The sequence below is a fragment of the Niabella hirudinis genome (assembly GCF_051201075.1).
GTDB lineage: Bacteria > Bacteroidota > Bacteroidia > Chitinophagales > Chitinophagaceae > Niabella > Niabella hirudinis.
Genome location: NZ_JBPEHJ010000011.1, coordinates 99,612 through 125,883, shown reverse-complemented (window position 1 = coordinate 125,883; position 26,272 = coordinate 99,612). Strand labels below are relative to the sequence as shown.

Sequence of the window (26,272 nt, the reverse complement as noted above, 5' to 3'; positions counted from 1 at the left end):
TTTAACCGCGATGAACGCAATGAATGCGCTAAGGTCGCAATGACAGCCATCCTGGTGAACCTTGCGTGGCCCTTGCGACCGTTGCGGTTAAAATTTAATCGTCCTGTTCAGCATAAACCCAATGTCGTTTTTTTATAGTTTTATTCGCTTCAATCGGTATATTTTTACTTCTGGGATGGATTATGCCAAATGCTTATTGAATCAATATACTTATGCGTATGAAAACGAAAAAACTGTTTTTAGCCCCAATCCTTTGTATAATATGCTTGTCGGTTACCCATAACGGCAAAATATTTGCGCAAACAGCCGCCGCGCATAATATGACCGGTGAGGCATACCAGGATAAATTTATTGAATTGGAAGGAAAAGGGTATCAAATTTCCCAGGTAAGTGGTTATACCATAAACGGAAAGGCTCGCTTTGCAGCCATTTGGGTAAAAAGCAACGGACCCAAACCCATTGCAAGACATAATCTTACAACACCCGAATTTAAAAAAGCTTTTGATGATTATTACCAGCGGGGATATATCTTAAAAAATATTTCGGGCTATGAAATAAATAACCGGGCCTATTTTACAGGGGTGTGGGAAAAGAATGCTGGAAATACTACCTGGACTGCTGACAACAATATGACATCTTCAGAATACCAGGCAAAATTTAACGAATTGGACCGGCAACACTTTAAACCATCCTTCATCACTTCCTATGTGGTGCGCGGAACCGTTTTTTTTGCCGCCATCTGGGATAAAATACCGAGAAATGTGGTGACGCATCATAAAATGACCGCAGGTGAATTTCAAAATTCGATGAATGACTATGTGGGAAAAGGGTATCAAATAATGAACTTTACCGGGTACAAAACGGGCGCTCAGGAATATTATACCGGGCTTTGGGAAAAGAAGCAGGTACCCTTTACTTATGCGCGTCATGGTTTATCCGAAACAAATTATCAGAATAATGCTACTAATTGTCAGTATCAGGGCTACGTACCGGTGTTTGTAAATGGGTATACGCAGGGCAATAATGCCAGGTTCAATGCAATCTGGAGAAATTCTGTGATGGATGGTGCCGATCTCCAGGCATTGAATGATGCTGTTTCGCAATACATGGAAAAACAAAAGATGAACGGTTTTTCTTATGCCGTTTCATTAAACGGGAAACTGGTATTTGCAAAATCGCATGGGTTTGCAAATAGCTCCACCGGCGAAGAGTTATCTCCCCTTCACCGTTTGAGGATCATGAGTATCTCAAAAGCCGTAACCGGCCTGGCTATTATGCGTTTAATGGAACAAGGTAAACTTACCAGTTTGCAACGGAAGGTTTTTGGTGCTAACTCGATTTTGGGAAACAAGTATGCAATACCGGCTAAGAACAAAGATCTGAAAGAGATAACTGTTTGGCAATTGCTGCATCACACGGCAGGACTTCGCTCGTGTAACGGAGAAACTGAGTTTCAGACGGCTTCATCTACTAAGGATGAAATAATGAATATGTTAATAAACGATTCTGGTTTGTTTATTGATGAACCGGGAGATGCGTCAAACTATTCAAACACGGGATATTATTTTTTGGGAGCCGTAATTGAAGCATTGAGTGGAAAAACCTATGAACAATACGTTCGTGAGCAGGTGCTGGATCGTGCCCGGGTTAGCGATTTTATGCGCCTGGGAAAAGCGGATGGTACGCAACTTTCGGGAGAAGCTGCGTATACGCCGGGGAGCACTCCCAACTTAAAGCAATTTGGCGCGTTTGGGGGTTATGTAGCCCGGCCATTAGATCTGTTAAAATTATTGTCAAGGGCTGACGGCGCCAGGCCGGCCTCGGATATTTTTACTAATAATAATACGCATGATTCGCTAACTACCGCAGATCCTGTATCCGGGACATACGCCTGCGGATGGATCATTAATGGAACCAATCAATCGCACAATGGCGGATACACAGGTACCCGGTCCTGGCTTGCAGAAATCGGAGGAGGATACAGTGTTGCAATTATTTGTAACAGTGAAGCGACCCTGGATGCAGGAGGCCACCCGAAAATGCTGGAGATGCTTTCAAAAGCGGTAAGAAACGTATCCCGGTTCCCGTCCTACGACCTTTTCAACTAACGGGTCACAAAAGGATTTCTTTATAGAGCAAAAAATTACTTTTCGTTTATTTCCGGAAGATGAATAAATCGTAAATTCAATCTCTATTCCGCAATTTTTATGAAGGTTGCATATTTGCCATTTGACGATGCGCTCCGGGAATACATAAGCTGCTTTATGCTCTTTCGGGCATCTTCAGAATCGGAAGCGAATACTATTTTACATCCGCCCACAAATGAGTGTGGGTTTTGTTTTCATTTTGGTGAATCTATTGCAGTAAAAAAAAAGGAGGATACGGCGTTTATTGAGCAGCCGGCCTTTGTAGTGGTGGGCCCGCAACTAAGCACCGTTCAGATCCGGTTGCCAGAGAATTATTTAAGCGTACGATTGGGGCTTCAGCCTTGTGTACTCTATCGTTTTACAGGGATGCCTTTATTGAATTACACAGACAGAAGTATTTCCGGAGAAGATATCTGGGGAGCAACCGCTGTTGAGCTTAGCAGGGTACTGAAGGACGCATCGGGTATCGAAGAGATCCGGCAATGTATCCTGGATTTTTTTAGAAAGCTTGTTGATCGTTCCAAACCCTTTCACAAATTTGATGCTTGCATGCGCAAACTGGTGGAAGAATGCGGCAATTATAAAATTCAGCAATTGTGTGAAGATGCAGGAATGTGTATCCGGCAATTTGAAAGGCTGGGTTTGGTAAGGTTGGGGATGTCTCCGAAAACCTTTGCCAGAATTGCGCGTTTTTCCTGTGCTTACCGCATGGGTGAAAATGCACCAAACCCAAACTGGACAGATATTGCCTATAAATCCGGTTATTTCGATGTTATACACCTGATTCGGGATTTTAAGGAATTTACGGGCCATGCGCCGAAAAGTATTTCCCAAATGATGCCGGCGCCACATATCAGGATGCAGGCATCACTTCGACATTTAGGATGAAGCAGAAGAATAACTGGAAAATTGCATACCACCTGGCTGACTGTGCTTGGGAAGGTGGTTGATTTTTTTAGAACCGATTGGACGACAGGGAATCGAATGAATATAATTAATAAGTTGATCAACAATGAGCCAACTCAATGCAACGGGCGGTCCCGTTACTTTAAACGAAAGAGCCGATATTCTTGATGTGCTCCGGGGCTTTGCCCTGCTGGGCATTTTCCTGGCTAACTCCGCTGTTTTTTCTCAGTATGTGATGCAACAGCCGGAAGTGGTCGCCGCTTTTTCTACAGAAGCCATCGACAAATGGCTGCGTTACTTTCATTTTGCCTTTATAGACGGCAAATTTTATTCGTTGTTTTCGCTGCTCTTCGGTATTGGGTTTTCCGTCATTTTTTTTCGAAATAAACAAAAAGGAAATAAAGGGCTTACGATATTTTACCGGCGTCTTTTTATTCTGGCCATATTTGGCTTGCTGCATATTTTTTTCCTTTGGGATGGGGATATACTTTTCTTCTATGCATTGGTCGGTATGTTCTTGCCGCTTTTTAGGAATGGGAAGGATAAAACGCTGATCATCCTGGCGGCCTGCCTGCTGCTCTCGCCACTGCTTTTCGATCTGGCAAAAGTGCTGACCGACGGCAAATGGGATATGAGCATACCGTTTTTAAAAGCTGCCCTGGCGCACGATAAAACATTTGGACTTACGGAAGATAATGCGGGCGCCTTTCTCACTACACATACCGACTACCGAAGTATATTAAATTGGAACCGAAGTGGCTTTTGGTTTAGTTGGTTTTTGCGGCTCGGATCTAACAGGCCGGTGAAGGTACTGGCCCTGTTCTTACTGGGTTTGTATGTGGGCCGCCATTTCATTTACAGCCGGCTGCAGGAATATAAGCCGTTGCTGAAAAAAGTACGGCTATTTGGCCTCGGGCTTGGCATACCTGCCGGTTTGTTGCATGCCTGGTTTGAGTTTGATCATAAAAGGTTGCCTGCTGCTGCCGGGCTTTGGGACACGCTGTTTTACGCATTGAATGTGGCGCCCCTGGCCCTCGGCTATGCCGCTACTATTGCTTTATGGTATGTAAATGGAAAATACCTTTGGATACTTCAACCTTTACGCTATGCAGGCCGCATGGCATTGACCAACTATATCCTGCAATCCTTTTTTGGCGTGGTCATTTATTACGGAATTGGTTTCGGTCTCGGTGCACAATCAGGCCCTGCAGTGTTTATGCCCATTGCTGTGGGCGTATTTCTGTTGCAGGTGTTGTACAGTAACCTTTGGTTCCGGTATTTTAACTACGGGCCGTTAGAATGGATTTGGAGAATCCTGACGTACGGGAAAAGACTGCCTTTAAGAAAGTAAAGAATAGATAAAATGAAGTATTTCTACGTACTGTTTTTACTGTTTATTGCCGGGTTGATGCCGGGGGGCTATGTTGTTGCTCAAGACCAGGGCCTGCTGTCGTGTAATTGCTCCGAAATAGGTATAGACAGCACCTGGGCAGAATCCGGTAATGTTATCTGCTATAAGATTAGGGTAGACCAGACCTTTGACAAAAGGGAAAATGGGAAAATCACCCTGGCGGCCATTTATGCAAAAAGAACCGGTAGTAAAGATGCCGGGCCGCTCTTGTATCTGCATGGCGGGCCCGGCCTTTCTACACTTAGCAATGCTAAAAGATACCTTGATAGCAAAGATTGGAAAAGGCTGCGGGAAGAACATGATCTGATCATGTTTGATTATCGGGGAACCGGTTTTTCCGGCCCCTCAGTTTGTGAAAATATTCTTGATTCGCTTATGAGTTTCAAAAAGACAAATCCTTCTCCGGGTGCATACCAAAAAAAGGAACTGGAACTATATCTGCAATGCAGGAATACATTAGCCGGACACAATATGGATATTAATTCCTTCAACTCTGTTCAAATGGCCGCCGATGCAGATGCCATAAGGGAAGCCCTGCATATAAAAGACTGGAATGTTTACGGCGTATCCTACGGCACGATGGTAGGGTTACATTATATCAGGAGTTTTCCGGCACATTTGCGAAGCGTGGTGTTGGATTCCCCATTTCCACCCAATGCGTCCAGTTTTGATTTTGTAAATACTATGAACGAATCCCTGTCTTATATGCAGGAAAGGCTGTTGCAGGATTCATTAACCGCAAAGAAATTTCCCGGCATTATCAACGACTTTTCTGTTACGGCCGCCCGGCTGAATAAAACACCGGTTAAAGTAGCGGGTATGGATTTTACGGGTGAAGATTTTGCCTGGGCCATGCTTATGTCGTTTTATGATACGAAACTGGTTCATCTTATCCCGCTTGCCTTGCAAGAGTTTTCCGGGGGAAATGACCTGCTTTTATCAATATGGGTTGAACACTTATCGGGTCGCGAAAGACATGGAAAACCCAACCCTATCCAGGGAGCATTGATAACCTGCTATGAATGTAAGCCCAGGAAGCAGGAAGATAGCCCCGATTCCCTTGAAGCAAAATATCCTTACCTCGCATCGCTGTCGGGCAAAGCGTTTATGAATCTTTGCTTTCAGTTTCGACCCGAGGGACCCGGCGACGCCTACTTTGAGGCGGTGAAAAGTGATTTACCCGTATTAGTTATTGGGGGTGAATTTGATCCCGGTACACCTCCTTCCTATGGCAGGTTTGCCGTGCAGGGGTTGACGAATTTTACGTTGATTGCAGTGCCCAATGCGTCTCATGCGGCTATGCACTACAATGATTGTTCCTTTAACCTGGTAAGATCTTTTTTGCAAAATCCTGCAAGGAAACCGGATACTCGATGCCTGGAGAATATAGAAAAGTTAAAGTTTGCTACCAAAGATTTGGGTGAAGAATTAAGAAAAGTTATCAAAAAGAAATAACCCGGGGCCAGACAAAGAAACAACCTGTGCCTGCAAAGCTGTTTTGATGATGGTAAAGAGTGGCCGGATGTAAACTGGGTGGAACAACAGATCAAAGAAAAGAGAATTGATTTTATTGGCAAAGTGCTTACACAATATCAAGGCGTTTCCATGTCCGATATAATGATGTACCCTTATTATGCATTAGCGGAAAAATATGGTTTGCCCGTTGGAATACATACTGGTTCAGCCGGTCCTGGTCACGGTTGCCCCGGTTTTAAAGAAGAAATGGGCAATCCATTGTTATTGGAAGATGCCTTGAACAAATTTTCCGGGTTAAAAGTATGGCTGATGCACGGCGGCGGACCTTATGCCAGGGAATTTATGGAGATGATGAAAACCTACAGGGGTTTGTATGCAGATATATCGGTATTGAACAACCCCGGAATTATTCCACGGAAAGAATTTGCGGCAGCTATGAAGGAATGGGTCAATGCGGGCCTGGAAGACCGGCTGCTGTTTGGTTCTGATAATGCCGACATTAAAACAACCGTGGTTGCTGTAGAAGACCTGGATTTTCTTTCTAGTGAACAAAAGCAAAAAATATTCTATAGTAATGCCAAACGGCTCTTTGCTTTGTAACACTATTTCATCAGGAGGTATGTGCCGGGGTGTATTAAAGCATAGTTTGATGACGATAGAACGTAAATAAACAAGCATGTTAAACATTCTGTTAGTGATCGTTTCCCTGTTGGGGTTTTTGCCCTTTGTGATTTTTCTGTACAAAAGAAGAAGGCATGACCGCATCATCGATAGAGGAAGTAAAACGGATGGGGTGATATTTAGCATCACGCCAGGTGTTCGGGGGCGCTATGGGATGATGAATGAAAATGTGCATTTTTATTTTATTGCGCCCGATGGCCGGCAGTATAAGGGTCTTTTTGTAACAGCGCCGGACAAGTGCCGCCAAGGCGATGAGCTGGAAGTGTATTACCTGCCGGAAAATCCCAATGAAAATACAGTAAAGGCCAAAGGCCGGGGGGTGGGATTCCTGATTTTTACATTGGTAATTGCAGCTGCGGTAGTATGGATGATGTATAAAGTGTACCAGATGACAAAAGGAAGCACGCAAATGTTTTAAAGCCCGTGAGGCAGGCAATAGTTCCGGAGAATAAAATAACCCCTGTCAATATGTGAAAGCCAGTATCTTTGCAGCCTAATTTTTTTAATCTCCAGGAAGTGAAATTTACAGAATTTGGTTTTGACGAACGTTTGATGGAGGGCATTGATGCCTCTAATTATCAACAGGCAACCCCTGTTCAGGCGCAGGTGATCCCGCATATATTGGAGGGAAAGGATGTGCTGGCCTTTGCACAAACCGGCACGGGCAAAACCGCGGCTTTCCTGTTGCCGCTGATCAACCGCCTGCTTACCGGCCCGTCCGCAGGCACTGATGGCATTAAAGCCATGGTCATTGTACCCACACGGGAACTGGCCGTGCAGATTGCACAGCACCTGGACGGACTTTCTTATTTTACCGATGTGAGCTCCGTTGCCGTATATGGCGGTGGCGATGGTAATAATTTTATAGCCGAAAAAAGAGCGCTGACAGCCGGAGCCGATATAGTGATTTGCACCCCCGGCAAAATGATGGCCCACATGAAAATGGGCTATGTAAAGCTGGACCGGTTGCAATGCCTGGTATTGGATGAGGCCGACCGTATGCTCGACATGGGCTTTTACGGTGATATCATGTTCATCGTAAACCACCTTCCCAAACAGCGCCAGAACCTGCTCTTTTCCGCCACCATGCCGCCGGAAATAAAAAAAATGGCGCAAAATATTTTGCACAGCCCTGTTGAAATAAGCATCGCCATGAGTAAACCGCCGGCAAAGATTGTGCAGCAGGCCTACATGGTTTATGACGAGCAAAAAATTCCGCTGATCCAGCATCTGCTTGCTGCAAAGCAATATAAAGCCGTGCTCATATTTTGCAGCAGCAAACTCAATGTAAAACAGCTCACCCGCGATCTGCGGCGCAAGGGCATTAAGGCCGGTGAAATACACAGCGACCTGGAGCAGGATCAGCGCGATGATGTGCTGATCCAGTACAAAAGCGGCCGTCTTCCCGTGCTGGTGGCCACCGATATTTTGAGCCGGGGTATCGACATCGATCATATCGACCTCATCATTAATTTTGATGTGCCGCGCGCCGGCGAGGATTACGTGCACCGGATCGGCCGTACCGCCCGTGCCGAGGCGGAAGGCAGTGCTTTTACCCTGGTAAACCAAAAAGACCTGCGAAAATTTATGGCAATCGAACGATTGATCGGCAGGGAAGTGGATAAGATTACCCTGCCCGAGCACCTGGGTAAACAACCGGGGTATAACCCCGTCCGGCAGAACCGTCCGGGTGGAGCCAATGGAGGCGGAGGCAAGAAAAAATATTATAAGAAAAAAGGCGACCGGCATCAATAAGAAACGCCGGCTGTTCTATTAAAGCCCATTTGGCAGCGTCTTTTCCGGGCGAAGCCAAATGGGCTTTATCCTTTGGCTTGAAAAGATTTTACCAGGCAAAAGAATATAAAATATTTTCAATATTAATTTTTTGCTATATCTTTAAGGGGCAAACATGTGAAGAAGGCAAAGTGCTTTAACCTTATTTCGTCACAGAAAAACCCCAATTATGGCTCAACTAACCGAACCTGTGTTTAGCATTAACGGCACTCCGTTAATGCAGTTTACATCATTCTTCCTCAGTCAGGATATCTTCGCCCACCACCAGTTTAGGTTGGTCTGCCCCGCCCTGTCGATCGATGGAAAAACCGGGATGTTTACGAGTTCCAAAAATATGATCGGCGGCAGTTTCGGCGCCCGCATTGCCGGTGTAGGCCTTTCGGGCACACTGCTGTTCAATGGCATCATTACGGGCATCGAAACAGCGCGTTTTGCCGGCCATCACGGCGATGTGATTATCACGGGGTACAGTCCCACCATTGTACTGGACAGTGGCCCGCATTGCAGGAGCTGGGAAAAGAAGGCGCTGAAGAATATTGCGCAGGATGTCCTCCAATTTTTTCCGCAGAACCTCCTGGAGCCCCGGATTCAGCCCTTATATGGAGAAACGCTGGCCTACTCCGTACAATATAAGGAAACGGCCTGGCAGTTTCTGCAACGGCTTACGGGCCATTATGGGGAGTGGTTGTTTTGGGATGGGCGCCGCCTGGTAGTAGGCCCCCCGGAAGCGCAAAAGACAACAGCGTTGATATATGGCCGGCACCTGGCCAGTTTTAACCTGGCCCTGCAGGTACGCCCCACGCAGCAGCAGCTGGTGGCCTGGGATTACCTCAACAGCAGGGTATATAGCAGCGAGCCGCAGGGCGTGGAGCAGAAGGCGGGGTTAAACCCCTGGGGTGAACTTATGTACCGCGCAGGCCAAACCGTGTATGGCACCCGGCCCCGGCAATGGAACAACCGTTTTTTGACCAATAAGAAACAACAGGACGACCTGGTGAACCTGCAAAGCGCTGTGGAGAGCAGCAAGCTGGTGCTTTTCAGGGGTAAAAGCGGCCATCCCGGAGTATCGATTGCTTCGCAGATCGGGGTGAGCGGCAGCAATGTGTTTACATTGGACACTGAGGGGTATGGGGAATACCTGGTTACAGGGATTAATCATCATGTGGATGCACAGGGCTGCTATGAAAATGATTTTACGGCGGTTCCCTCCGGTATTAAAGTGCCGCCGGTGGAGCTGCGGACGGATCCGGTATGTGAAACACAGAGCGCGATTGTAACAGATAACAATGACTACAACGGGCTGGGACGTGTGCGGGTAAAGTTCCATTGGATGAAGGGGGCGGAGAAGACGCCCTGGATCCGGGTGGCAGGCCCCCATGGCGGGGAGGGCAAGGGACATTTTTTTATGCCGGAGATCGGAGAGGAAGTGCTTGTGGGTTTTGAAGGCGATAGCGCCACAAAGCCTTTTGTGATCGGGACCGTATATCACGGAAGCGCCGGCAACAACTTCAGTAATGCCGGCAATGACCTTAAAGTGATCCGCACGCGCAGCGGCCATACGGTAGCGTTTAGCGATGCAGGCCAGGGCGGCCACATTATCATTAAAGATCCCGGGGGAAACGAGATTTACCTGGACACTGCAGGTAAGCATATCACCATTACGGCCCCCGAAACCATGACGTTTAATGCCACCAATATGCGCATGAATGTTAAAGAAAATATGAAGATAGATGTGGGTGCCAACCTGGTGGTAACCATCGGGAAAGACAAACAGGAAACCATTGGGAGCCGCAGCATTAAGAAATCGGAAAACAGTGAAGAGCTGGTGGTTAAAAACCGGAAAGTGCGGGTGGGTAAGAAGATGGAGACCATTGGAAACGAGGTGCTGTTGCACAGCAGCAATGGTCAGTTGCTGATTGACGCTACGGATACATTAACGCTGCAAAGCAAAAACCGGATTAACTATGGAGAATAACAAAAAAGCGCCCGGTGCGCAATTGAATCCCAAACAAGGCAAACGGAACTATGAACTCAGGATCGGGTCCAGCCTGCATACAACATCCGTTACAGAACAGGCAGATATTTACATGGAGGTAGCACTCTGCTGTTCGCCCGAAGATGCAGACGGCATCGTTTTTACATTGGAGTTTTCGCGTCCCCGGTTTGGCAGTAATTCAGCATATAGTAAGGAGCAGTGGGTTTATACCAAAATCTTTGACATGCACCGGAACCTGGTATTCAGGGCTGATAAATGGGGTAAAATAAAAAAATTGCTGAATCCCGGGGAAGTGCTGGAGGCCTGGGAAGGTGTCAAACGCGACCTGCAGGATACTGCCTTTGGCGCGGACCCGGGTCTGCTTCTGAAGCTGGAAGCATTTGGAAAGAAAATAAACGCCGATCTGACCGGGATATACCGGGATGATGTTTTCTTTCAATGGCTGTGCAATGATGTGTATGGGATCCATCAAAACCGGGCAACAGAAAAAGTGATCAACGGGTTCATCGGGCCCGCTGCCCTTGCCATAAAAGAAGAAAAACAAGTGCTGCTGGCGGAAGAGGAAAAAGTGCTGATAGCGGTGAGTGGTTCTTTGATTCCCCCGAAAATGGACATCAAAAAGCTGAATCACAACCTGTTTTTGCAGGTAGGCGCCACAGGGTTAAAAGACCTGCATTTTTCCTATACCGGGCATTACCTGTTTGCAGACGGGTCCGGCTTTTTTGATCAGGCTGCGCTATCGGTCAGTGCCGTCATTGACCGTATTTATAACCGCAGGATGGTTTACGCTTTGAACGCCATTTGACCAATAAAAAACCGATAAAAAATAAACCGATGAAAAATCGCAACTATGTTATTGACGGGGGAATGGTACAGTGCAGTTTGGGCACTGCCATAGGAAAGATAAAAGCAGGCGCCCAGCAAAAGGTATACATTGGAGGAAAACTAAAAGTAACGGACCTGGACACGCAGCTCCTCCCTGCCTGTGGTACCTGCAGCCGCAGCAACCCCGCGCCGCCCTGCACGCCGCAGCTGCAACGCTGGAAAAACACCAGCAGGAAAGTGGCCATGGGAAATAAAATGTTTGTGATGGACGACTCCTTTACGCAATGCCGTTTTGGAGGCATCCTCACTATCCGGCAACATGCGCAGCAGGCGGTGGTGCCGTTAACCGCCTTCCTGGCCGGTTCGCTCCCCGGCCTGTCGGGGATGCAATAAAATTGACAGCAATGGGCAAAGTTATTCGTACTTCAGCAAGCAGGATCCCGGTGTTTCCGGAGCCGTTACGGAATCCTTCCGAAAACCGATCGCCTGCGGATCATACGGATCATTACAATCCCGCGAAAAGCCTCGTGTCCACCGGGCAGGAGCCGTTTGATAAAGATGGAACGCCGCTCTTCCAGGGATCGATCATTTTCTGCAACGGGTACCTCAGCGATCCGGTAAAGAATATTGGCGCTAATGCAAATGCTATCATGGACTTCAACCCGGACGAGGACCGGTGGTATGTTTTCAGAGGCGCTAACGCAGATGAAAGCAACCCGGCAGATGATGAAGATATTTTTACGCCGGGCGAACTGAACGGACGGCTTCCGGAGGCGCAGCGGGAGGACCCAAAACAGGCCGACCGTCTGATGCAGTTGAACCGGGGCGGGTTTACTAAAGAGAATATCAAACAAATGATATGGGCAAAAGACCCGCGTCCTGTTTTTTCTTACGGGCCCGCCGAATGGTCCTGGGGGTACTGGAACATGAAATCGAACCAGTACAACGGTACCAATACTTATGCCAGCTATTTTAATGCCCAGGGCAATGAATACTTTATCAATGGATCGCATGGGCTGGGTTCAGGCGCGGCCCATCGTATTGATCATGGCGTATTGCAGGGATACCGCTGGGCTGCCACTTCCTGGGGGATCCTGGATCGCAAAAGCTTTGACGGCGTAAGTGATCCCGCATTCAAGGAAATTTTAAAGGGGTATACACCGCCTTACCGGCCGGTAACCGTTTTGGGGCATAGCCAGGGTTGTGCCTGTGCGGCAGGGGTGGTGCTGGGTATTTTAAACTATGCGGCAAAGCTGGGCTGGGAGCAGGTGCCGGTTAATATCCTTTTCCTGTCGCCCAACCAGCCGGTAGGGTTAACGGGGGAGGAATACCAGAACTTCCTTGCCTGGAAAAAGGATTACCTTCAGGTAGATAAAACGGTGCTCACCCTGTGGAACAAGGACCCGGCAAAAAATGCACGCTCCTATATTGATGGGCTGGCCGGGCTGTTTAACGAAACCTACAACAAGCTGCGGCATGAAGAAGGTATCTATGAGCACCTGAAGAAAATAACCGGCAACTGGGAGGCGTATAAAAGCCGGTCGGTACAGTTTGATTTTACCAATGACCGCGGAGATCCGGTAATCCGTTGCGGCGATATACCGGGGATAAGCAGCGCCTGTGATCCCCGCGGCGATTGTACCCTGCTGAGCTTTGAAGTGTACCCCCTGGGCACGGATCTTGAAAAGACGGTGGCGTCTAAAGCAGATAAAAAACAGTTTCTGGTATATGATGTAGACGGACAAACCCACCTGGGCTATCTGTTTTTGCCACCCTTTATAGCCAACCGGAGGATTGAATTTGATGATTGGGAAGAGCAGGTATGGACGGATTATGAGGTATTGGTAATGGATTATGCCCGTTCTTTTTTGAGGTATCTGAAATTAAAGCACTATTATGCGGCGGCCTGTGGAAGGGGATTTGACCCCGGGGCGGTGACTTCACTGAATGCCACCCTGAAAGGCCTTTATGTAAAGAAGCTAAAGGAAGTTGCCTCTTCCCTGTCTGGGTTGTATCAACGGTTTTTTGCTCCGGCTGTTGGGACGCGTAAAATGGACCTGCACACTGTTGTGTACTGCAATTACATAGCCTCCCTGGTAGATTATGCCGCTTTGCAGGAGGCCGACCTGTATGCGCATTTTAGTCCCGTGCCGCTGCTTACCAACCGAAAGATCCTGGACGACTGGAATTATGAACGTGATACAATTGGGGTGACTACAAATATCTGGGAAAGGATATTGAAGGTGGGGGGAAAGAAGTTTTATAGGGTGGAGAAAAAACGAATTGAGAACGATAAGCATGACCGATATATCTACGAAAGACTCGATTTTCGAAATGACTCGGAGGCCATTAAAAAAGAAACCTGTAGTCAAAAAAAAAGCATTCCAACATCCGCTGGTGATACGGACTACATAAATAATCTTATCAAGAAATATAGCAAGAAATGAGTATGCATAAACTTAATATAAAAACACCAATAGTTTTTTCATTAGCAATTTTAGTTTCATGTTTTCAAAAAAAAAACACCATGATCCCTTTTGAATACAGCCTGGCTACTTCTCCCGGCACCAGTAATTATGAGGTGAAAATGTTTACAGCGGATAGTCAAAGTTTCTACCAGCATTTTTTGTATGATACTTTACAAAATATTGTGATCCTACACACACATAAGTTTTATAAAATAAACAATGTGGGTGATGTGATTGATACGACAATAACCAGGGGGATGGACATTTATGATAATGGTATCATCAATACAACTACCAAGTTGTGCGAATGGGCGATTAACGGAGACACTTCCTTTGTTTTACCTGATGATATTCCTTTTCCTCAGGGAGAAAATGCGTTCAAAACTTTCGATGAGGACTATCACAAGGCGGAATACTATATTCCACCAGCGGGGGGAGTACCCACGTTCAAAATCAACGGAAAATGGATTGCATACGGTCTGCCCTTAAATGACGAATTAGACAGGTACCTTGCTACAGATGAATCTGATAAAAAATACCCTCTTAAGCCTTCAAACCGTTTTATTCCCATGCAGGAGATTGGGCCCGATTTTGGAGTTGCCCCCAACAAGCGGGATACCAGCCTTCTGAAAAGCCTGGGTTATGCCGTAGTAGATAAAGAGGAGGAAAACTGGGGCCTGGTTAAACATCGTTATTCGGCGGGGTTCTATAATATGGAACTATACCTGCCGGGGGGCGATACCCTGCGGTTCCGGCATTTTGGAGCCCTGGGTATCAACCTGGAAGTATTTCGGGTGCCAAAAGAATACGGCGGCCGTGATGATGTCTTTTTTATAGCGCAGGAACCCAATGGCCTGTACCCGGAACTGTCCACCGGGGGCGTTTATGTAATAAGACCGCGTTACCTGCCCGAAGAAAAATCGCCCAAACCCAGCCGGCTGGGAGCATTATTGCAAAAGCCCTAGGCGAAAAATTATAGGAAAGCAGCCTGTGATTATCCGGTCCATTCCTTCATCAGTTTTTCAAAAGCCGTCTTTAACGCGCTCAGCTCCTGTTCTACGGTGCTCAGCCGCTCCTCAATATTGCTGCCCGATGCGGGGGGTGCCGTGGCGGGGACTTCCGAAATATAGGCTTCCAGCACATCTTCCTGCGCAAACAAATGCATATACCGGGCCTCTTTTTGACCCGGCTGTCGCGATAGCTGTTGTATATAAGGGGTGGCTGCCGAAGACAATTTCTCCAATACGGATTGCACTTCTGCCAGGTCGTCAAAAGCATAGAGCCTTCCGGAGCTGCTGTTGATTTCACCCGGTGTGAGCGGCCCCCTCAAAAAAAGCAGGCATAACACGGCCAGCTCGTCTGGCGTAAACTGGTAATTGAGGGCAATGGTGTGCCGGTATTTAATCACCCTGCTGCTGCCTCCCGTAACGGTGGCTGCCAGGTTTTTCCGTTTCAGGCGGTCCAGCACCAGGGCAACGGTTTGTTCATCATAATTAACCACGGGGTGGCGCGCTGTTTTTTGGTTGCAGGCTGCAGTGAGCCCGTTCAGGGTCATGGGGTAGTATTCGGGGGTAGCTTTTGATTTTTCCATCAGCGCTCCCAGCACGCGGATCTCTTCGCCATCCAGCGCAGGTAATGATTTTAGTTCAGTTAATTCGTTGCTCATACGGGTAAAAATACGGTAACCGCGCCGGGTTTTGAAAAGGCATGTAGTATATTTATAAAAAATAAACGGAATATGCTGACAGCAATTCACCCCAAACTGCCTATGCGGGATAAAGTTACAACCCGTCATTTCTATGTGCATCAGCTGGGGTTTCGGGAGTTTGGCGATGCCGACTACGCCGGATACCTGATGGTACAGAAGGAAGCAGTACAGCTCCACTTTTTCGAGTTCAGGGAACTGGACCCTGCGGAAAATTATGGGCAGGTATACATCCGCACCGATGCTATTGAAATACTGTATCAGGATCTCCAATACCGGGGTGTCAGCATTCATCCCGCGGGGGCATTGCAGGAGAAACCCTGGGGACAAAAAGAATTTTCCATACTGGACCCCGATAATAATTTACTCACCTTTGGGCAATCGATATAAACAGGCCACATATTTGTAACCTTTTTAATGATCGTTTACTCTAATTAAGTAATAGACATTAAAAAAGTAAAAAAATGGAAACAAATAATCTGCAGCAACAGCTGAAAGGAATTTACAATCCGATGCGGATCGCCTTTGTGATTGTGCCCATCGTGGCCGGGCTTGATAAATTTACCAACCTGCTCACCAACTGGGAGCTTTATCTCAATCCATCGATAGCGGGAATGCTGCCTTTTTCGCCATCTGTATTTATGATGATTGTAGGTGTTATAGAAGTGGTGGCTGGTATTATCGTGTGGCGCAAAGCTGCCTTGGGCGGGTATATTGTGGCCGCCTGGCTTACCGCAATTGCGTTAACATTGCTGGCGGGCTTTAATTATTTAGACGTAGCGGTACGGGACCTCGTAATGGCGCTATCAGCTTTTTCTATGGCGAAATTATCCAAACTTGTAGTATAAAATGACAGCTTCATTTGAACGGCTAACGGAAGCAGAACTGGTTCGCAGGGTACAGGAGGGCGAGGTGGAACTTTATGAGATCCTCATCCGCCGGTACAACCCCTGCTTGTATAAAACCGGACGCTCCTATAATTATAATCATGAAGATACCCAGGACCTGATGCAGGATACCTTCGTGGATGCCTATAAGAATTTGGGGCAGTTTGAAGGGCGTGCCAGTTTTAAAACCTGGATCATCCGCATCATGATGAATAACTGCTACCGGAAAAAGGAAAGATCCGCATTCAAGAATGAGATTATAAAAGATATAAACGATAATTCGGTACCTATGTTTACAGGCTTCGATAATGATACTGGAAAGATGGTCCAGAACAACGAATTGGGCCGTGTTATTGAGGAAGCGCTCGGCAAATTGCCATTCGATTACCGGATGGTGTTCTCCCTTCGGGAAATAAACGGGTTAAACGTATCAGAGACTGCGGATATGCTGACAATTACGGAGACGAATGTAAAAGCGCGGCTGAGCCGGGCAAAAGGCCTGCTGCGGAATGAAATTGAAAAAATGTATACCCCGTCTGAAATTTTTGAGTTTAACCTGGTTTATTGCGATGCGATCGTAAATAACGTAATGGAAAAGATAAAACGATTATAATGTCGAATCATCTTATTAATGAACTGTTGAAGCAGGAACCGGATCCTTCTTTTTTGAGCACTCCGCTTCGGGATGATGCTTTTGAACAGAGCGACCAGGAGAAGATCGCTGCTATTGAATATCATTTTGGACAGATTATGTACACGCTGGGATTGGATCTTAATGATGACAGTTTGAGCAAGACACCAAAAAGAGTAGCAAAAATGTTTGTAAAAGAATTATTCGGCGGCCTGAATCCTGCAAACAAGCCGGCGGTTAGTCTGTTTGAGAACCGGTATGGATACAACCGGATGCTGGTTGAAAAAGATATCACTCTTTACTCTTGCTGCGAGCACCATTTTGTGCCCATCATCGGAAAGGCGCATGTGGCCTACATTCCCGGCGCCCATGTAATAGGGTTGTCCAAAATCAATCGTCTGGTGCAGTATTATGCCCGGCGTCCGCAGGTGCAGGAGCGGCTGACCGTCCAGATCGCCAACGGGCTCAAAGCTGTATTACAGCACCCCGATGTTGCGGTTATGATAGAGGCCGACCATCTCTGCGTAGCTGCACGCGGCATTAAGGATACCCAAAGCAGCACGGTAACCACCCATTATTCGGGCAGGTTTCAGAACGAAACAACCCGGGCTGAGTTCCTGTCGCTGATCCGCGGCGGAAAATAGACCGGTATTTGCCTGCAAAAGTGGATCCTGTTAAAACCAACAAGCTCTTTTTGCTAAATGAATACTCCTTTTTCATTTTACATTCGTCATTTGGTGTTTTACATTTATGCCGGACCGGGGATGGAAAATAGACTCCCTGGATGTGTAAAAGTCCGGATTGGCCCGGAGGAAAGTCTGGTTACCCCCTCCTGCTTGCCGTCTTTAACCAATAGCTTTGTAGTTTAAACAAAGCCAATAATTATGAAAAGTATCTATCACCGGCTGTTGATTGGAGCGCCTGCAGAAACCGTTTATAATGCGCTTACCACCCGGGAAGGCCTGGCAGGCTGGTGGACGCCCGAAACGGTAGCCCTGCCCGAAGAAGGCAGTATTTCAAGATTTGCCTTTGGCCCCGGGTATTTTAAAGAGATGGAAGTAGTGGAACTAAAACCTTTCAGTCTCGTAAAATGGCGGTGTATCCGCGCTTTTGAAGATTGGATTGGAACCACGCTCAGCTTTGAGCTGCAGCCCCATAATAAGGGCACGGTATTATTGTTTCATCACGATGGATGGAAAGAATATACTCCGGAGTTTGCTTCCTGCAGTTATGACTGGGCATTGTTTTTCAGAAGCCTCCGGTTTCTTTGTGAAACCGGTAAAGGATTCCCTTATCCCGATTTTAATAGGTGACCGCTAATAAAGCACGCGCGTTTTAATAGTATGCGCTGTTTTCTTTAATTCCTTCAGCAGCTGTTTGTCGTAGTTTTTATCAATATCGATGATGGCGTAGCCAATGGTGGCATTGGTCATCAAAAATTGAGCATCAATATTAATACCACCTTTTGCAAGGAGCAAATTTACCTGGGCAATGGCTCCCGGCAGGTTCCGGTGAATATGAATAATCCGGTGGGTATTCTTTACCGCAGGCAACCGGAGCTTCGGAAAATTATAGCTATCGTTGATGGCCCCTTTATTGATAAAATCGATCATATGCTGCGCTGTCTGCAGGTTGGACCGGGTATTGCCAAAAACCACGATTCCCATTTCGGTGCACAGGGGCAGGGGAAGGCTGGTTTTTGCTTTCCCAAATATACCGACCGCCTTTAGCCGGGTAGCTTTTTTTATCTTTTTAGGATCAACAACAGCGTCAGCCGCTATCACCAGCATACCGGCCTGTTGGAATGTTTTTTCATCTGCTTCTTTTTCGCGCACCAGGGTAAATCCTTCCTGTACAAAAGGCTGCAGTTCCTTTTCCGGTACGGTTCCCATCACCAGGCACAGGATCCGGTTTTTGGGGTAGGAGATAGCGCCCGGAAGTTTATTGATGTAGAGAAATTCGTCAAAGCTGGGGATCACATGGTCGGCCTTGGCCGTAACGCTTTTGCGCGAAATATTTTCGGTATAGGCAAAAAATTTCTTGATCAGCCCGCTTTCCCGCAGCTGAAGATCAGAGTAGCCATCTCCGATGCCATAGAGCTCGCCCTGCAAATTCAGATCGCGGATCAGGATCACTTTGCCGCCTTCCTTGCTCAGCGGGTTCTGATCGTCATAGCCAATGATTTTTCCCGCGTCATCAAATACAAACGTGTTGGCATAAATGTTTTCTTTTTTTATATGGAACTTTTTTACAACCGGCGTAATAAATTCTTTAAACCCACCGGAAACAATCAGTACATCATCGGCATGTTTTTTAAAGAAGGAAGCGTTTCTTGAAAAAGATTTGGATACTTTCTTTTTCAGATGTGTTACCAGTTTTTTCAGATGTGTACGGTCGGCCTCCAGCAATTTTACACGTGCTGCCAGGCTTTCTGAAAAAGACATCGTCCCATTCATAGCCTGGTTGGTAAAATCTTCAATCTTTTTATAAACAACCTCCCTTTTGGGGTTGTCCTTTAAAGAGATCCGCACCAGCTCATCCAATGCCTCAACCTGGGTAAAAGTGCTGTCAAAATCTATGATGTAATAGTTTTTTTGTTTCATTTGCGCTGCAAAAGTAGGGCCTATTGTGAGGCAATACAACTTTAAAAGTTGTTTTTTAGACGCTTCGCCTCTTGCAGGCCCTATAAAAAATGGGCGCTTCAGTGGCAACAATACAAGCGTTCCCGCGGTTGGCACCACAGAAAATCCAATCTTTGCAAAAGCTATGCACATTATCAAACAACTCGGACAGTTTCCCAGCCGCAGCCGGAAAAGCCTGTTTCACCAGCTTTCCAACTACAAAAACGGGCAGTTTCAAAACCTGCTGCCCACGCCGGCGTTGGCCGAAGGTGAGAGCATGATGGGGGTTCTTTGGAAGTTTTTTCAGAAGATGCCAGATACCGCTCCTGCTCATACGCTGCCTTTTGTTAAAACGGATCTGCACCGGTTGCCGCCCGAAGAAAATGTGCTGGTATGGTTTGGCCATAGTTCGTATTTTATACAGCTGGAGGGCCGGCGCTTCCTGGTAGACCCGGTTTTTAGCGGGCATGCATCTCCGTTTCGAAGCTCCGTAAAGGCGTTTGCAGGCAGCAATCATTACCAGGCGGCGGATATGCCGGATATTGATGTGCTGTTCATCTCACACGATCATTGGGATCATCTTGATTATAGAACGGTACAGCAGCTGGAGCCGAAAGTAAAGAACCTGGTCTGCGGACTCGGCGTAGCCCAGCATTTTGAGTATTGGGACTGGAGCAGGGAAAAGCTGGCTGAAAAGAACTGGTACGATCGTATCGACCTGGGAAACGGCTGCATGGTTACGTTAACGCCGGCACGTCATTTTTCCGGACGCATGCTTGCACGGAACATCTCGCTGTGGACCTCCTTTGTGTTACAAACTCCTTCGCTGAAACTATTCCTGGGGGGCGATAGCGGCTATGGCCCCCATTTTAAGGAAATTGGAGAGCGGTTGGGCCCTTTTGACCTTGCTATACTGGAATGCGGACAGTACAATGAAAAATGGCCCTATATTCATTCAACGCCGCAGGAAATTGTACCCGAAGCCCTGGATCTGCAGGCACGGCGGGTGCTTCCGGTGCATCATTCAAAGTTCAAACTGGCACAGCATCCCTGGTATGAGCCCCTCCAGCAGCTATCGGCATTGGCGGCAGCGGCGGATCTCCCCTTATTGACCCCAAAAATTGGCGAGCCTATAAATCTTGACCGGCTGAATGATCCCTGGAGAAAATGGTGGGAGCCTTTTATGCAAATGTGAAATAAGAAATATCCAATTTGGAATGAAGAAGTGGAATTGTCTTAGGATAAAAAACTCCGGCGGCGCATGACAGTGCCAACGGAGGGGCGGGCAATCGGCAGGTATGTTATCCACCGGTTATTCACATTTTTATCGTGTTTTCCACGCATTGGTGTGCAAAAACAGGCTTCCGCATTGAGGGGGGATCCGTTATTTTCGCCTGTACATTAAAATGGAAAAATACTGTGCGTCTAAAAAGTCTTGAAATAAAGGGATTTAAAAGTTTTGCCGATAAAACGGTCGTTAATTTTGACGACAATATTACCGGTATTGTAGGGCCGAATGGGTGCGGGAAATCCAATATTGTGGACAGCATCCGTTGGGTGATTGGTGAGCAGAAGATCAGCGCCCTCCGGAGCGAGAACCTGGATTCGCTGGTATTTAACGGTTCTAAAACCCGCTCGGCAAGCGGCCTGGCGGAGGTGAGCCTTACTTTTGAAAATACCAAGAACCTGCTACCCACCGAATTCAGCACCGTACGCATCACCCGAAAATTTTATAAAAGCGGCGAAAGCGAATACCGCCTCAATGATGTGCAGTGCCGCCTTAAGGATATCCAGAACCTGTTTATGGATACCGGGGTGAGCACAGATTCTTATGCCATCATTGCGCTGGACATGGTGGATGACCTCATCAAGGACAAAGACAACAGCCGCCGCCGGATGCTGGAGCAGGCCGCCGGCATTTCCATTTACAAAACCCGTAAGAAGGAAGCCAAACAAAAGCTGGACGCTACCGAACAGGATCTGAACCGGATCGAGGATCTGTTGTTTGAGATCAACAACCAGCTAAAGGCCCTCGAAAGCCAGGCAAAAAAAGCGGAGAAGTACCATGAGATCAAAAAGGAATACCGCGAGGTAAGTATAGAGTTGGCCAAAGCAGCGCTGGAAGGATTTAATCTTACTTATAAAGAGCTGAATGAACAACAGCAGGCAGAAACCGATAAATCGGTAAAGCTGGAAGCTGAAATTGCTACGGCTGAAGCCCATATTGAACAGGAGAAGCTGGTGTTTATCGAAAAAGAACGGGCCCTGCAAAGCATGCAGGCCGCTTATAATGAACTGGTGCAGCAGGTGCGTACCCGGGAAGGTGATAAAAACCTGGCGGTACAACGCTTGCAATACCTCAAGGAGCGGGAGACCGGCCTGCAGGAATTTCTTTCCAAATCCGATGCGCAGTTAAAGGGTATTGAAGAAAGCATCGCCTTTACCCGGCAACAGGTAAACGATGAAGAAAAGGCGCATGAAGGACTGGCAGAGCAGCTGGAAAACTTTCGCGATGAAGTAACCCGCCAGCGTAATATCCTGGACGAACAGCGCCATGGGGTAGATAGCTTGCGCCTGGAGTACCAGCAGGTACAACGGGAACAGTTTGAAGCGGAAAAAAAAGTAGCCGTAGCCGATACCTCGGTACAAAACCTGCAACGCACCATCCATCAGATCGAAGATGAATCGGCACAGCGGGATGAGCACCTGCAAAGGGTACAAACAGACCATCAGCTGAAGGAACGGGAGCTGGAAGAAAAGAACGCATCGCTGGAGCAATTACAGGCGCATCACGATCATACCAGGGAACAGATCCTGCAAACCCAGGGAATCGTAGAAGAGCTGCGCAATCAGCTGGCAGACGAAAACCGCGTGCTGGATGCCAAACGGAATGAGCACGATCTGCTCAAAAGCATGATCGACTCGATGGAAGGCTATCCGGAAAGCGTAAAATTCCTGCACAAGAATAAAGACTGGAACACCAATGCCCCCATTCTTTCTGATATTCTTTATGTAAAAGAAGACTACCGTACCGCACTGGAAAATGTGCTGGAGCCCTATCTCAATTATTACGTGGTGGAAGATCTGCAACAGGGATTGCAGGCCGTACATTTACTAAGCGATCAGAAAAAAGGGAAAGCCAATTTCTTTTTATTAAATAAGATTGATGGGGCTGCCGGCGATGGCGCACACCAGTTGCAGGGAGCCATTCCCGCGCTTGAGGTAATAGAGGTAGAAGAGCGGTACCGTAAGCTGGCAGCGCACCTGTTGGGTAATGTATTTATTGCCGAGGGGGTAGATGCACTGGAGAATAGCAACGGCTCTGTGGTGATTGAAAAGCAGGGCAAGTTTGTAAAAGGAAAATTTACGCTTACGGGCGGCAGCGTGGGGCTTATTGAAGGAAAGAAAATTGGCCGGGTAAAGAACCTGGAGAAATTGCAGGAAGATATTGCCGCCCAGGATGCCATTGTGCAAAACCTGCGGGCGCAGATACAGGCCCGGCACAACGAGGTGATTGCTTTTAATGAAGACCTGCGGGAAAACGCCATCAGGGAAACGCAAAAAGAAATACAGGAGTTGACAAATGCTGTTTTTGCTTTGCAGAACCGCTCGGAGAACCTTCAAAGCCAGCAAAGCGTTGCAAAAAACCGGTTGGAAGAACTTACCGGACAATTACAACATACACAGAGCTCCATTTCCGGTGTACGTCAGTCGCTGGAGGAGTTTACCGAAATATTGCAGCAAAATGCCAACAAACTGGCGGAAGCGGAAGATGCCTTTAAACAGGCTGAGGGGGGCTACCAGGAAGCTACCACGCAGTTTAACGAATTTAACCTGAATGTAACCCGCCAGCAGAGTAAAGTGACCGCGTTAAAACAGGAACTGAATTTTAAGACCAACCAGCTGGACGAACTGAAACGCCAGATTGAGCAAAGCACCCTCCAGTTATCTGATACGGGCGGTGATATCGTAAACTCGGAAAAGGCCCTGAAGGAAATTGAAGAAACCTTGCTGAACCTGGTCCGTAGCCGCGAGCTGGACCAGCAAACACTGAACGAAGCGGACCAGTCGTATTACAATATGCGGAACCTGCTGAATGAGAAGGAAAGCGAATTGCGGCATAAGATCCGCGAAAAAGAACAGGTAGAGCACCTGCTGGCAGCTATAAAAGACAAACTGAATGAGTTGAAATTACAGCTGGCCGGCACACGTGAACGTCTGAACGTGGAGTTTAAAATCCAGATTGAAGATATCCTGGACGATCCGCGCAACAGCGAAACAGCTGTAGAGGAACTGCAGGAAAAAGCCGACAGGATGAAGAAGCGGCTGGAAAACCTCGGCGAAGTAAACCCCACGGCCATTGAAGCATTTACCGAAATGAAAAAGCGCTACGAGTTTATTGTAGAGCAAAAGAGCGACCTGGTAAATGCCAAGGAGAGTCTCCTGAAGACCATTGAGGAAGTGGAGACCACCGCCAACCAGAAATTCCTGGACACCTTTAACCAGGTAAGGGAGAATTTTCAAAAAGTATTCAAATCGTTGTTTACCGAGGATGACCAGTGCGACCTGGTGCTGGAAAACCCCGAAAACCTTGCCGATACCGGAATTGATGTGGTGGCTAAACCCAAAGGAAAACGGCCTACGTCGCTTACCCAGCTGAGCGGGGGAGAGCGGACCCTGACTGCAACGGCGCTGCTGTTTGCCATCTACCTGATCAAACCCGCACCGTTCTGTATCCTGGATGAGGTAGACGCACCGCTGGACGATGCCAATGTGGGTAAGTTTACCAACATGATCCGCCAGTTTAGCCAGAACTCGCAGTTTATTATCGTAACCCACAATAAGACTACCATGAGCACGGTAGATGTGATCTATGGCGTAACTATGCAGGAGCCGGGGGTAAGCAAGCTGGTTAGCGTGGACTTCAGAAGTCTGGCGGCACAGAATTAGATTTTTGTACTGTGCATGGGATCATCCCACCTGTTAACGTTCAAAAATTTGTTTCTGTCGAAGTATAGTTGTTGTATCAATAGTGCCACCTGTTTTACGGGTGGCTTTTTTTATTGTATTACATACCACAACCCTTCAGTGTTTCAGCGGCAAAAAAACAGGAAAAAATTATGCCTTCCGCTGATCTTCGTCAGCCTGCAATAGCAACCACTTCGTAATTTTACATTTTTAAAATTAATGATTCTTAAAGCCTGCAGTATGTTCAATGAAAGGGTGCGCCCGGAGCGGTTAAAAAGTAAAATAACGACTGTAGATGAAGCGGTAAAACTGTTTAAAGATGGGATGACCGTTGGCGCCAGCGGCTTTACCAAAGCGGGCGATAGTAAGGTGGTGTTACCGGCCCTGGCAACACGCGCGCAAAATGAAACGCTGAAGATCAACCTGATCACAGGGGCTTCGCTGGGACATGGTACAGATGGAAAACTAGCTGCTGCCCATGCTCTAAAAAAACGCATGCCCTTTCAGGTGGATAAGGTTTTAAGGGACAAGATCAACCAGGGAGAGGTACTGTTTATTGATCAGCACCTGAGTGAAAGTGCAGAGCAGATCCACAATAAGATCATTGATCCGCTGGACATTGCGGTGATAGAAGTGGCTTTTATAGAGCGGGATGGCAGCCTGGTGCCAACCACCTCGGTGGGCAACTCCGTAACCTTTGCAGCCTTTGCCAGACAGGTGATTGTTGAAATCAATACCACCATACCCATGGAGGTGTTGGGCATCCACGATATTTACCAGGCGGAGGATTATCCGCACCGGAATGTTATCCCCATTGTGGCGCCCTGGAATAAGATCGGGCGTAAATCCATACCGGTTGACCCGGATAAGATAGCGGCCATTGTATTTACGGATATTCCGGACAGCCCCGCTGATATTGCCCCGCCGGATGCAAAAACAGCTGCGATGGCCGCACATATCCTCAACTTTTTTGAAGGAGAAGTGCGGCTGGGGCATCTTACCGATCGGCTATTACCCTTACAGGCCGGTATCGGCAGGGTAGCCAATGCGGTATTGGCAGAGTTTCGGAAAAGCAACTTTTACGATCTGACGATGTTCTCGGAGGTGCTGCAGGACAGTACGTTTGAGTTGATAGATGCCGGTATCTTATCTTTTGCCTCGGCCTCCTCCCTGGCGGTGTCGGAAATCTGGCACAAACGGTTATTTGAGAACCTGCAGCAGTATAAGGAGAAATTTGTTTTAAGACCACAGAATATTTCCAATACACCGGGCCTTATTCGCCGGCTGGGGGTTATTGCCATTAATACCGCCATAGAATTTGATCTGTATGGTAATGTAAACTCTACCCATATTGGAGGTACACAAATCATGAATGGCATTGGCGGCTCCGGCGATTTTGCGCGTAATGCTTACCTCAGCATCTTTGTAACACAGGCTGCATCCAAATCCAATACAATCTCCCATATTGTTCCCATGGTATCACATGTAGACCATACGGAGCATGATGTTGACATCCTGGTTACAGAGATCGGTATTGCCGACCTGAGAGGGCTGGCGCCCAGGGAACGCGCACAAACCATCATCGATCATTGTGTACATCCGGATTATAAGGAGCTGCTGCAGTCGTATTTTGACCGGGCCTGCAAACGGGGTGGCCATACGCCCCACTTACTGGAAGAAGCACTGAGCTGGCATACCCGCTTTGCAGAAACAGGATCAATGAAACCAATACAGGAGTCTTAAAAAAACAAAAAGG

Annotated in this window: 22 protein-coding genes; 20 read left to right on the top strand and 2 right to left on the bottom strand. The window is 47.4% G+C overall.

The window, feature by feature from the left end:
* Nucleotides 1-218 precede the first annotated feature (218 nt).
* The 12 genes from GGU45_RS18155 (at nucleotide 219) to GGU45_RS18100 (ending at nucleotide 14,669) form a co-directional block, all read left to right on the top strand.
* Nucleotides 219-2,108, top strand: coding sequence for a serine hydrolase (locus GGU45_RS18155; protein ID WP_435227134.1), 1,890 nt, complete (start codon nucleotides 219-221; stop codon nucleotides 2,106-2,108).
* A gap of 99 nt (nucleotides 2,109-2,207) precedes the next feature.
* On the top strand, nucleotides 2,208-3,035 hold the full coding sequence (locus tag GGU45_RS18150) for a helix-turn-helix domain-containing protein (RefSeq protein ID WP_435227133.1): 828 nt from the start codon (nucleotides 2,208-2,210) through the stop codon (nucleotides 3,033-3,035).
* 124 nt (nucleotides 3,036-3,159) lie between these two features.
* Nucleotides 3,160-4,404, top strand: coding sequence for a DUF418 domain-containing protein (locus tag GGU45_RS18145; RefSeq protein ID WP_435227132.1), 1,245 nt, complete (start codon nucleotides 3,160-3,162; stop codon nucleotides 4,402-4,404).
* A gap of 12 nt (nucleotides 4,405-4,416) precedes the next feature.
* The gene (locus GGU45_RS18140) at nucleotides 4,417-5,919 is read left to right on the top strand and encodes an alpha/beta hydrolase (RefSeq protein WP_435227130.1); all 1,503 of its coding nucleotides are present in this window, start codon (nucleotides 4,417-4,419) and stop codon (nucleotides 5,917-5,919) included.
* 78 nt (nucleotides 5,920-5,997) lie between these two features.
* Nucleotides 5,998-6,540, top strand: coding sequence for an amidohydrolase family protein (locus tag GGU45_RS18135; RefSeq protein WP_435227128.1), 543 nt, complete (start codon nucleotides 5,998-6,000; stop codon nucleotides 6,538-6,540).
* 76 nt (nucleotides 6,541-6,616) lie between these two features.
* Entirely contained in the window at nucleotides 6,617-7,039 is a 423-nt protein-coding gene (locus tag GGU45_RS18130; protein WP_435227127.1) for a DUF3592 domain-containing protein, read from the top strand.
* 98 nt (nucleotides 7,040-7,137) lie between these two features.
* Complete coding sequence (locus GGU45_RS18125; RefSeq protein ID WP_435227126.1) at nucleotides 7,138-8,376, top strand: DEAD/DEAH box helicase; 1,239 nt, start codon at nucleotides 7,138-7,140, stop codon at nucleotides 8,374-8,376.
* Between the two features lie 208 nt (nucleotides 8,377-8,584).
* A complete protein-coding gene (locus GGU45_RS18120; RefSeq protein ID WP_435227124.1) occupies nucleotides 8,585-10,390 on the top strand; it encodes a type VI secretion system Vgr family protein in 1,806 nt (601 codons plus the stop codon).
* Nucleotides 10,380-11,216 (top strand): hypothetical protein, encoded by an 837-nt coding sequence (locus tag GGU45_RS18115; protein WP_435227122.1) that lies wholly within the window; start codon nucleotides 10,380-10,382, stop codon nucleotides 11,214-11,216. The genes GGU45_RS18120 and GGU45_RS18115 overlap by 11 nt, the downstream gene beginning before the upstream one ends.
* A gap of 29 nt (nucleotides 11,217-11,245) precedes the next feature.
* Entirely contained in the window at nucleotides 11,246-11,629 is a 384-nt protein-coding gene (locus GGU45_RS18110) for a PAAR-like protein (protein ID WP_435227121.1), read from the top strand.
* An 11-nt stretch (nucleotides 11,630-11,640) separates the two neighbouring features.
* Nucleotides 11,641-13,683: a hypothetical protein gene (locus GGU45_RS18105; protein WP_435227119.1), complete on the top strand. Its 2,043-nt coding sequence runs from the start codon at nucleotides 11,641-11,643 to the stop codon at nucleotides 13,681-13,683.
* A gap of 80 nt (nucleotides 13,684-13,763) precedes the next feature.
* Entirely contained in the window at nucleotides 13,764-14,669 is a 906-nt protein-coding gene (locus GGU45_RS18100) for a hypothetical protein (protein ID WP_435227117.1), read from the top strand.
* 29 nt (nucleotides 14,670-14,698) lie between these two features.
* Here GGU45_RS18100 and GGU45_RS18095 read toward each other — a convergent pair whose 3' ends face one another.
* Nucleotides 14,699-15,370, bottom strand: a complete 672-nt coding sequence (locus tag GGU45_RS18095; protein WP_435227116.1) for a YceH family protein — start codon at nucleotides 15,368-15,370, stop codon at nucleotides 14,699-14,701.
* 72 nt (nucleotides 15,371-15,442) lie between these two features.
* On the opposite strand from GGU45_RS18095, the gene GGU45_RS18090 reads away from it, so the two are divergent.
* From GGU45_RS18090 to GGU45_RS18070, 5 genes are all read left to right on the top strand, one after another.
* A complete protein-coding gene (locus GGU45_RS18090) occupies nucleotides 15,443-15,799 on the top strand; it encodes a bleomycin resistance protein (RefSeq protein ID WP_435227115.1) in 357 nt (118 codons plus the stop codon).
* 74 nt (nucleotides 15,800-15,873) lie between these two features.
* The gene (locus tag GGU45_RS18085; protein ID WP_435227113.1) at nucleotides 15,874-16,257 is read left to right on the top strand and encodes a hypothetical protein; all 384 of its coding nucleotides are present in this window, start codon (nucleotides 15,874-15,876) and stop codon (nucleotides 16,255-16,257) included.
* A gap of 1 nt (nucleotide 16,258) precedes the next feature.
* A complete protein-coding gene (locus tag GGU45_RS18080) occupies nucleotides 16,259-16,909 on the top strand; it encodes a sigma-70 family RNA polymerase sigma factor (protein WP_435227112.1) in 651 nt (216 codons plus the stop codon).
* Nucleotides 16,909-17,571 carry a GTP cyclohydrolase I FolE gene (gene folE, locus GGU45_RS18075; RefSeq protein WP_435227111.1) on the top strand — a complete coding sequence of 221 codons (663 nt, stop codon included), beginning with the start codon at nucleotides 16,909-16,911 and terminating at the stop codon, nucleotides 17,569-17,571. Before GGU45_RS18080 ends, folE begins: the two co-directional genes overlap by 1 nt.
* Nucleotides 17,572-17,811: 240 nt before the next feature.
* Nucleotides 17,812-18,240, top strand: a complete 429-nt coding sequence (locus GGU45_RS18070; protein ID WP_435227110.1) for an SRPBCC family protein — start codon at nucleotides 17,812-17,814, stop codon at nucleotides 18,238-18,240.
* Nucleotides 18,241-18,243: 3 nt separating this feature from the next.
* Here GGU45_RS18070 and GGU45_RS18065 read toward each other — a convergent pair whose 3' ends face one another.
* Nucleotides 18,244-19,530, bottom strand: a complete 1,287-nt coding sequence (locus GGU45_RS18065; RefSeq protein ID WP_435227108.1) for an HAD-IB family phosphatase — start codon at nucleotides 19,528-19,530, stop codon at nucleotides 18,244-18,246.
* Nucleotides 19,531-19,693: 163 nt separating this feature from the next.
* Between GGU45_RS18065 and GGU45_RS18060 the strand changes: the two genes are divergently transcribed.
* From GGU45_RS18060 to scpC, 3 genes are all read left to right on the top strand, one after another.
* Nucleotides 19,694-20,743 (top strand): MBL fold metallo-hydrolase, encoded by a 1,050-nt coding sequence (locus tag GGU45_RS18060; protein ID WP_435227107.1) that lies wholly within the window; start codon nucleotides 19,694-19,696, stop codon nucleotides 20,741-20,743.
* 224 nt (nucleotides 20,744-20,967) lie between these two features.
* Nucleotides 20,968-24,498 carry a chromosome segregation protein SMC gene (gene smc, locus GGU45_RS18055; RefSeq protein WP_435227106.1) on the top strand — a complete coding sequence of 1,177 codons (3,531 nt, stop codon included), beginning with the start codon at nucleotides 20,968-20,970 and terminating at the stop codon, nucleotides 24,496-24,498.
* Between the two features lie 258 nt (nucleotides 24,499-24,756).
* Nucleotides 24,757-26,259 (top strand): succinyl-CoA:acetate CoA-transferase ScpC, encoded by a 1,503-nt coding sequence (scpC, locus tag GGU45_RS18050; RefSeq protein WP_435227104.1) that lies wholly within the window; start codon nucleotides 24,757-24,759, stop codon nucleotides 26,257-26,259.
* Nucleotides 26,260-26,272 lie beyond the last annotated feature (13 nt).

Coding starts and splice junctions, on each gene's coding strand:
- GGU45_RS18155 (WP_435227134.1), top strand. CDS start 219: ATGAAAACGAAAAAACTGTTTTTAGCCCCAATCCTTTGTATAATATGC.
- GGU45_RS18150 (WP_435227133.1), top strand. CDS start 2,208: ATGAAGGTTGCATATTTGCCATTTGACGATGCGCTCCGGGAATACATA.
- GGU45_RS18145 (WP_435227132.1), top strand. CDS start 3,160: ATGAGCCAACTCAATGCAACGGGCGGTCCCGTTACTTTAAACGAAAGA.
- GGU45_RS18140 (WP_435227130.1), top strand. CDS start 4,417: ATGAAGTATTTCTACGTACTGTTTTTACTGTTTATTGCCGGGTTGATG.
- GGU45_RS18130 (WP_435227127.1), top strand. CDS start 6,617: ATGTTAAACATTCTGTTAGTGATCGTTTCCCTGTTGGGGTTTTTGCCC.
- GGU45_RS18120 (WP_435227124.1), top strand. CDS start 8,585: ATGGCTCAACTAACCGAACCTGTGTTTAGCATTAACGGCACTCCGTTA.
- GGU45_RS18115 (WP_435227122.1), top strand. CDS start 10,380: ATGGAGAATAACAAAAAAGCGCCCGGTGCGCAATTGAATCCCAAACAA.
- GGU45_RS18110 (WP_435227121.1), top strand. CDS start 11,246: ATGAAAAATCGCAACTATGTTATTGACGGGGGAATGGTACAGTGCAGT.
- GGU45_RS18105 (WP_435227119.1), top strand. CDS start 11,641: ATGGGCAAAGTTATTCGTACTTCAGCAAGCAGGATCCCGGTGTTTCCG.
- GGU45_RS18100 (WP_435227117.1), top strand. CDS start 13,764: ATGATCCCTTTTGAATACAGCCTGGCTACTTCTCCCGGCACCAGTAAT.
- GGU45_RS18095 (WP_435227116.1), bottom strand. CDS start 15,370: ATGAGCAACGAATTAACTGAACTAAAATCATTACCTGCGCTGGATGGC.
- GGU45_RS18090 (WP_435227115.1), top strand. CDS start 15,443: ATGCTGACAGCAATTCACCCCAAACTGCCTATGCGGGATAAAGTTACA.
- GGU45_RS18085 (WP_435227113.1), top strand. CDS start 15,874: ATGGAAACAAATAATCTGCAGCAACAGCTGAAAGGAATTTACAATCCG.
- GGU45_RS18080 (WP_435227112.1), top strand. CDS start 16,259: ATGACAGCTTCATTTGAACGGCTAACGGAAGCAGAACTGGTTCGCAGG.
- folE (WP_435227111.1), top strand. CDS start 16,909: ATGTCGAATCATCTTATTAATGAACTGTTGAAGCAGGAACCGGATCCT.
- GGU45_RS18070 (WP_435227110.1), top strand. CDS start 17,812: ATGAAAAGTATCTATCACCGGCTGTTGATTGGAGCGCCTGCAGAAACC.
- GGU45_RS18065 (WP_435227108.1), bottom strand. CDS start 19,530: ATGAAACAAAAAAACTATTACATCATAGATTTTGACAGCACTTTTACC.
- GGU45_RS18060 (WP_435227107.1), top strand. CDS start 19,694: ATGCACATTATCAAACAACTCGGACAGTTTCCCAGCCGCAGCCGGAAA.
- scpC (WP_435227104.1), top strand. CDS start 24,757: ATGTTCAATGAAAGGGTGCGCCCGGAGCGGTTAAAAAGTAAAATAACG.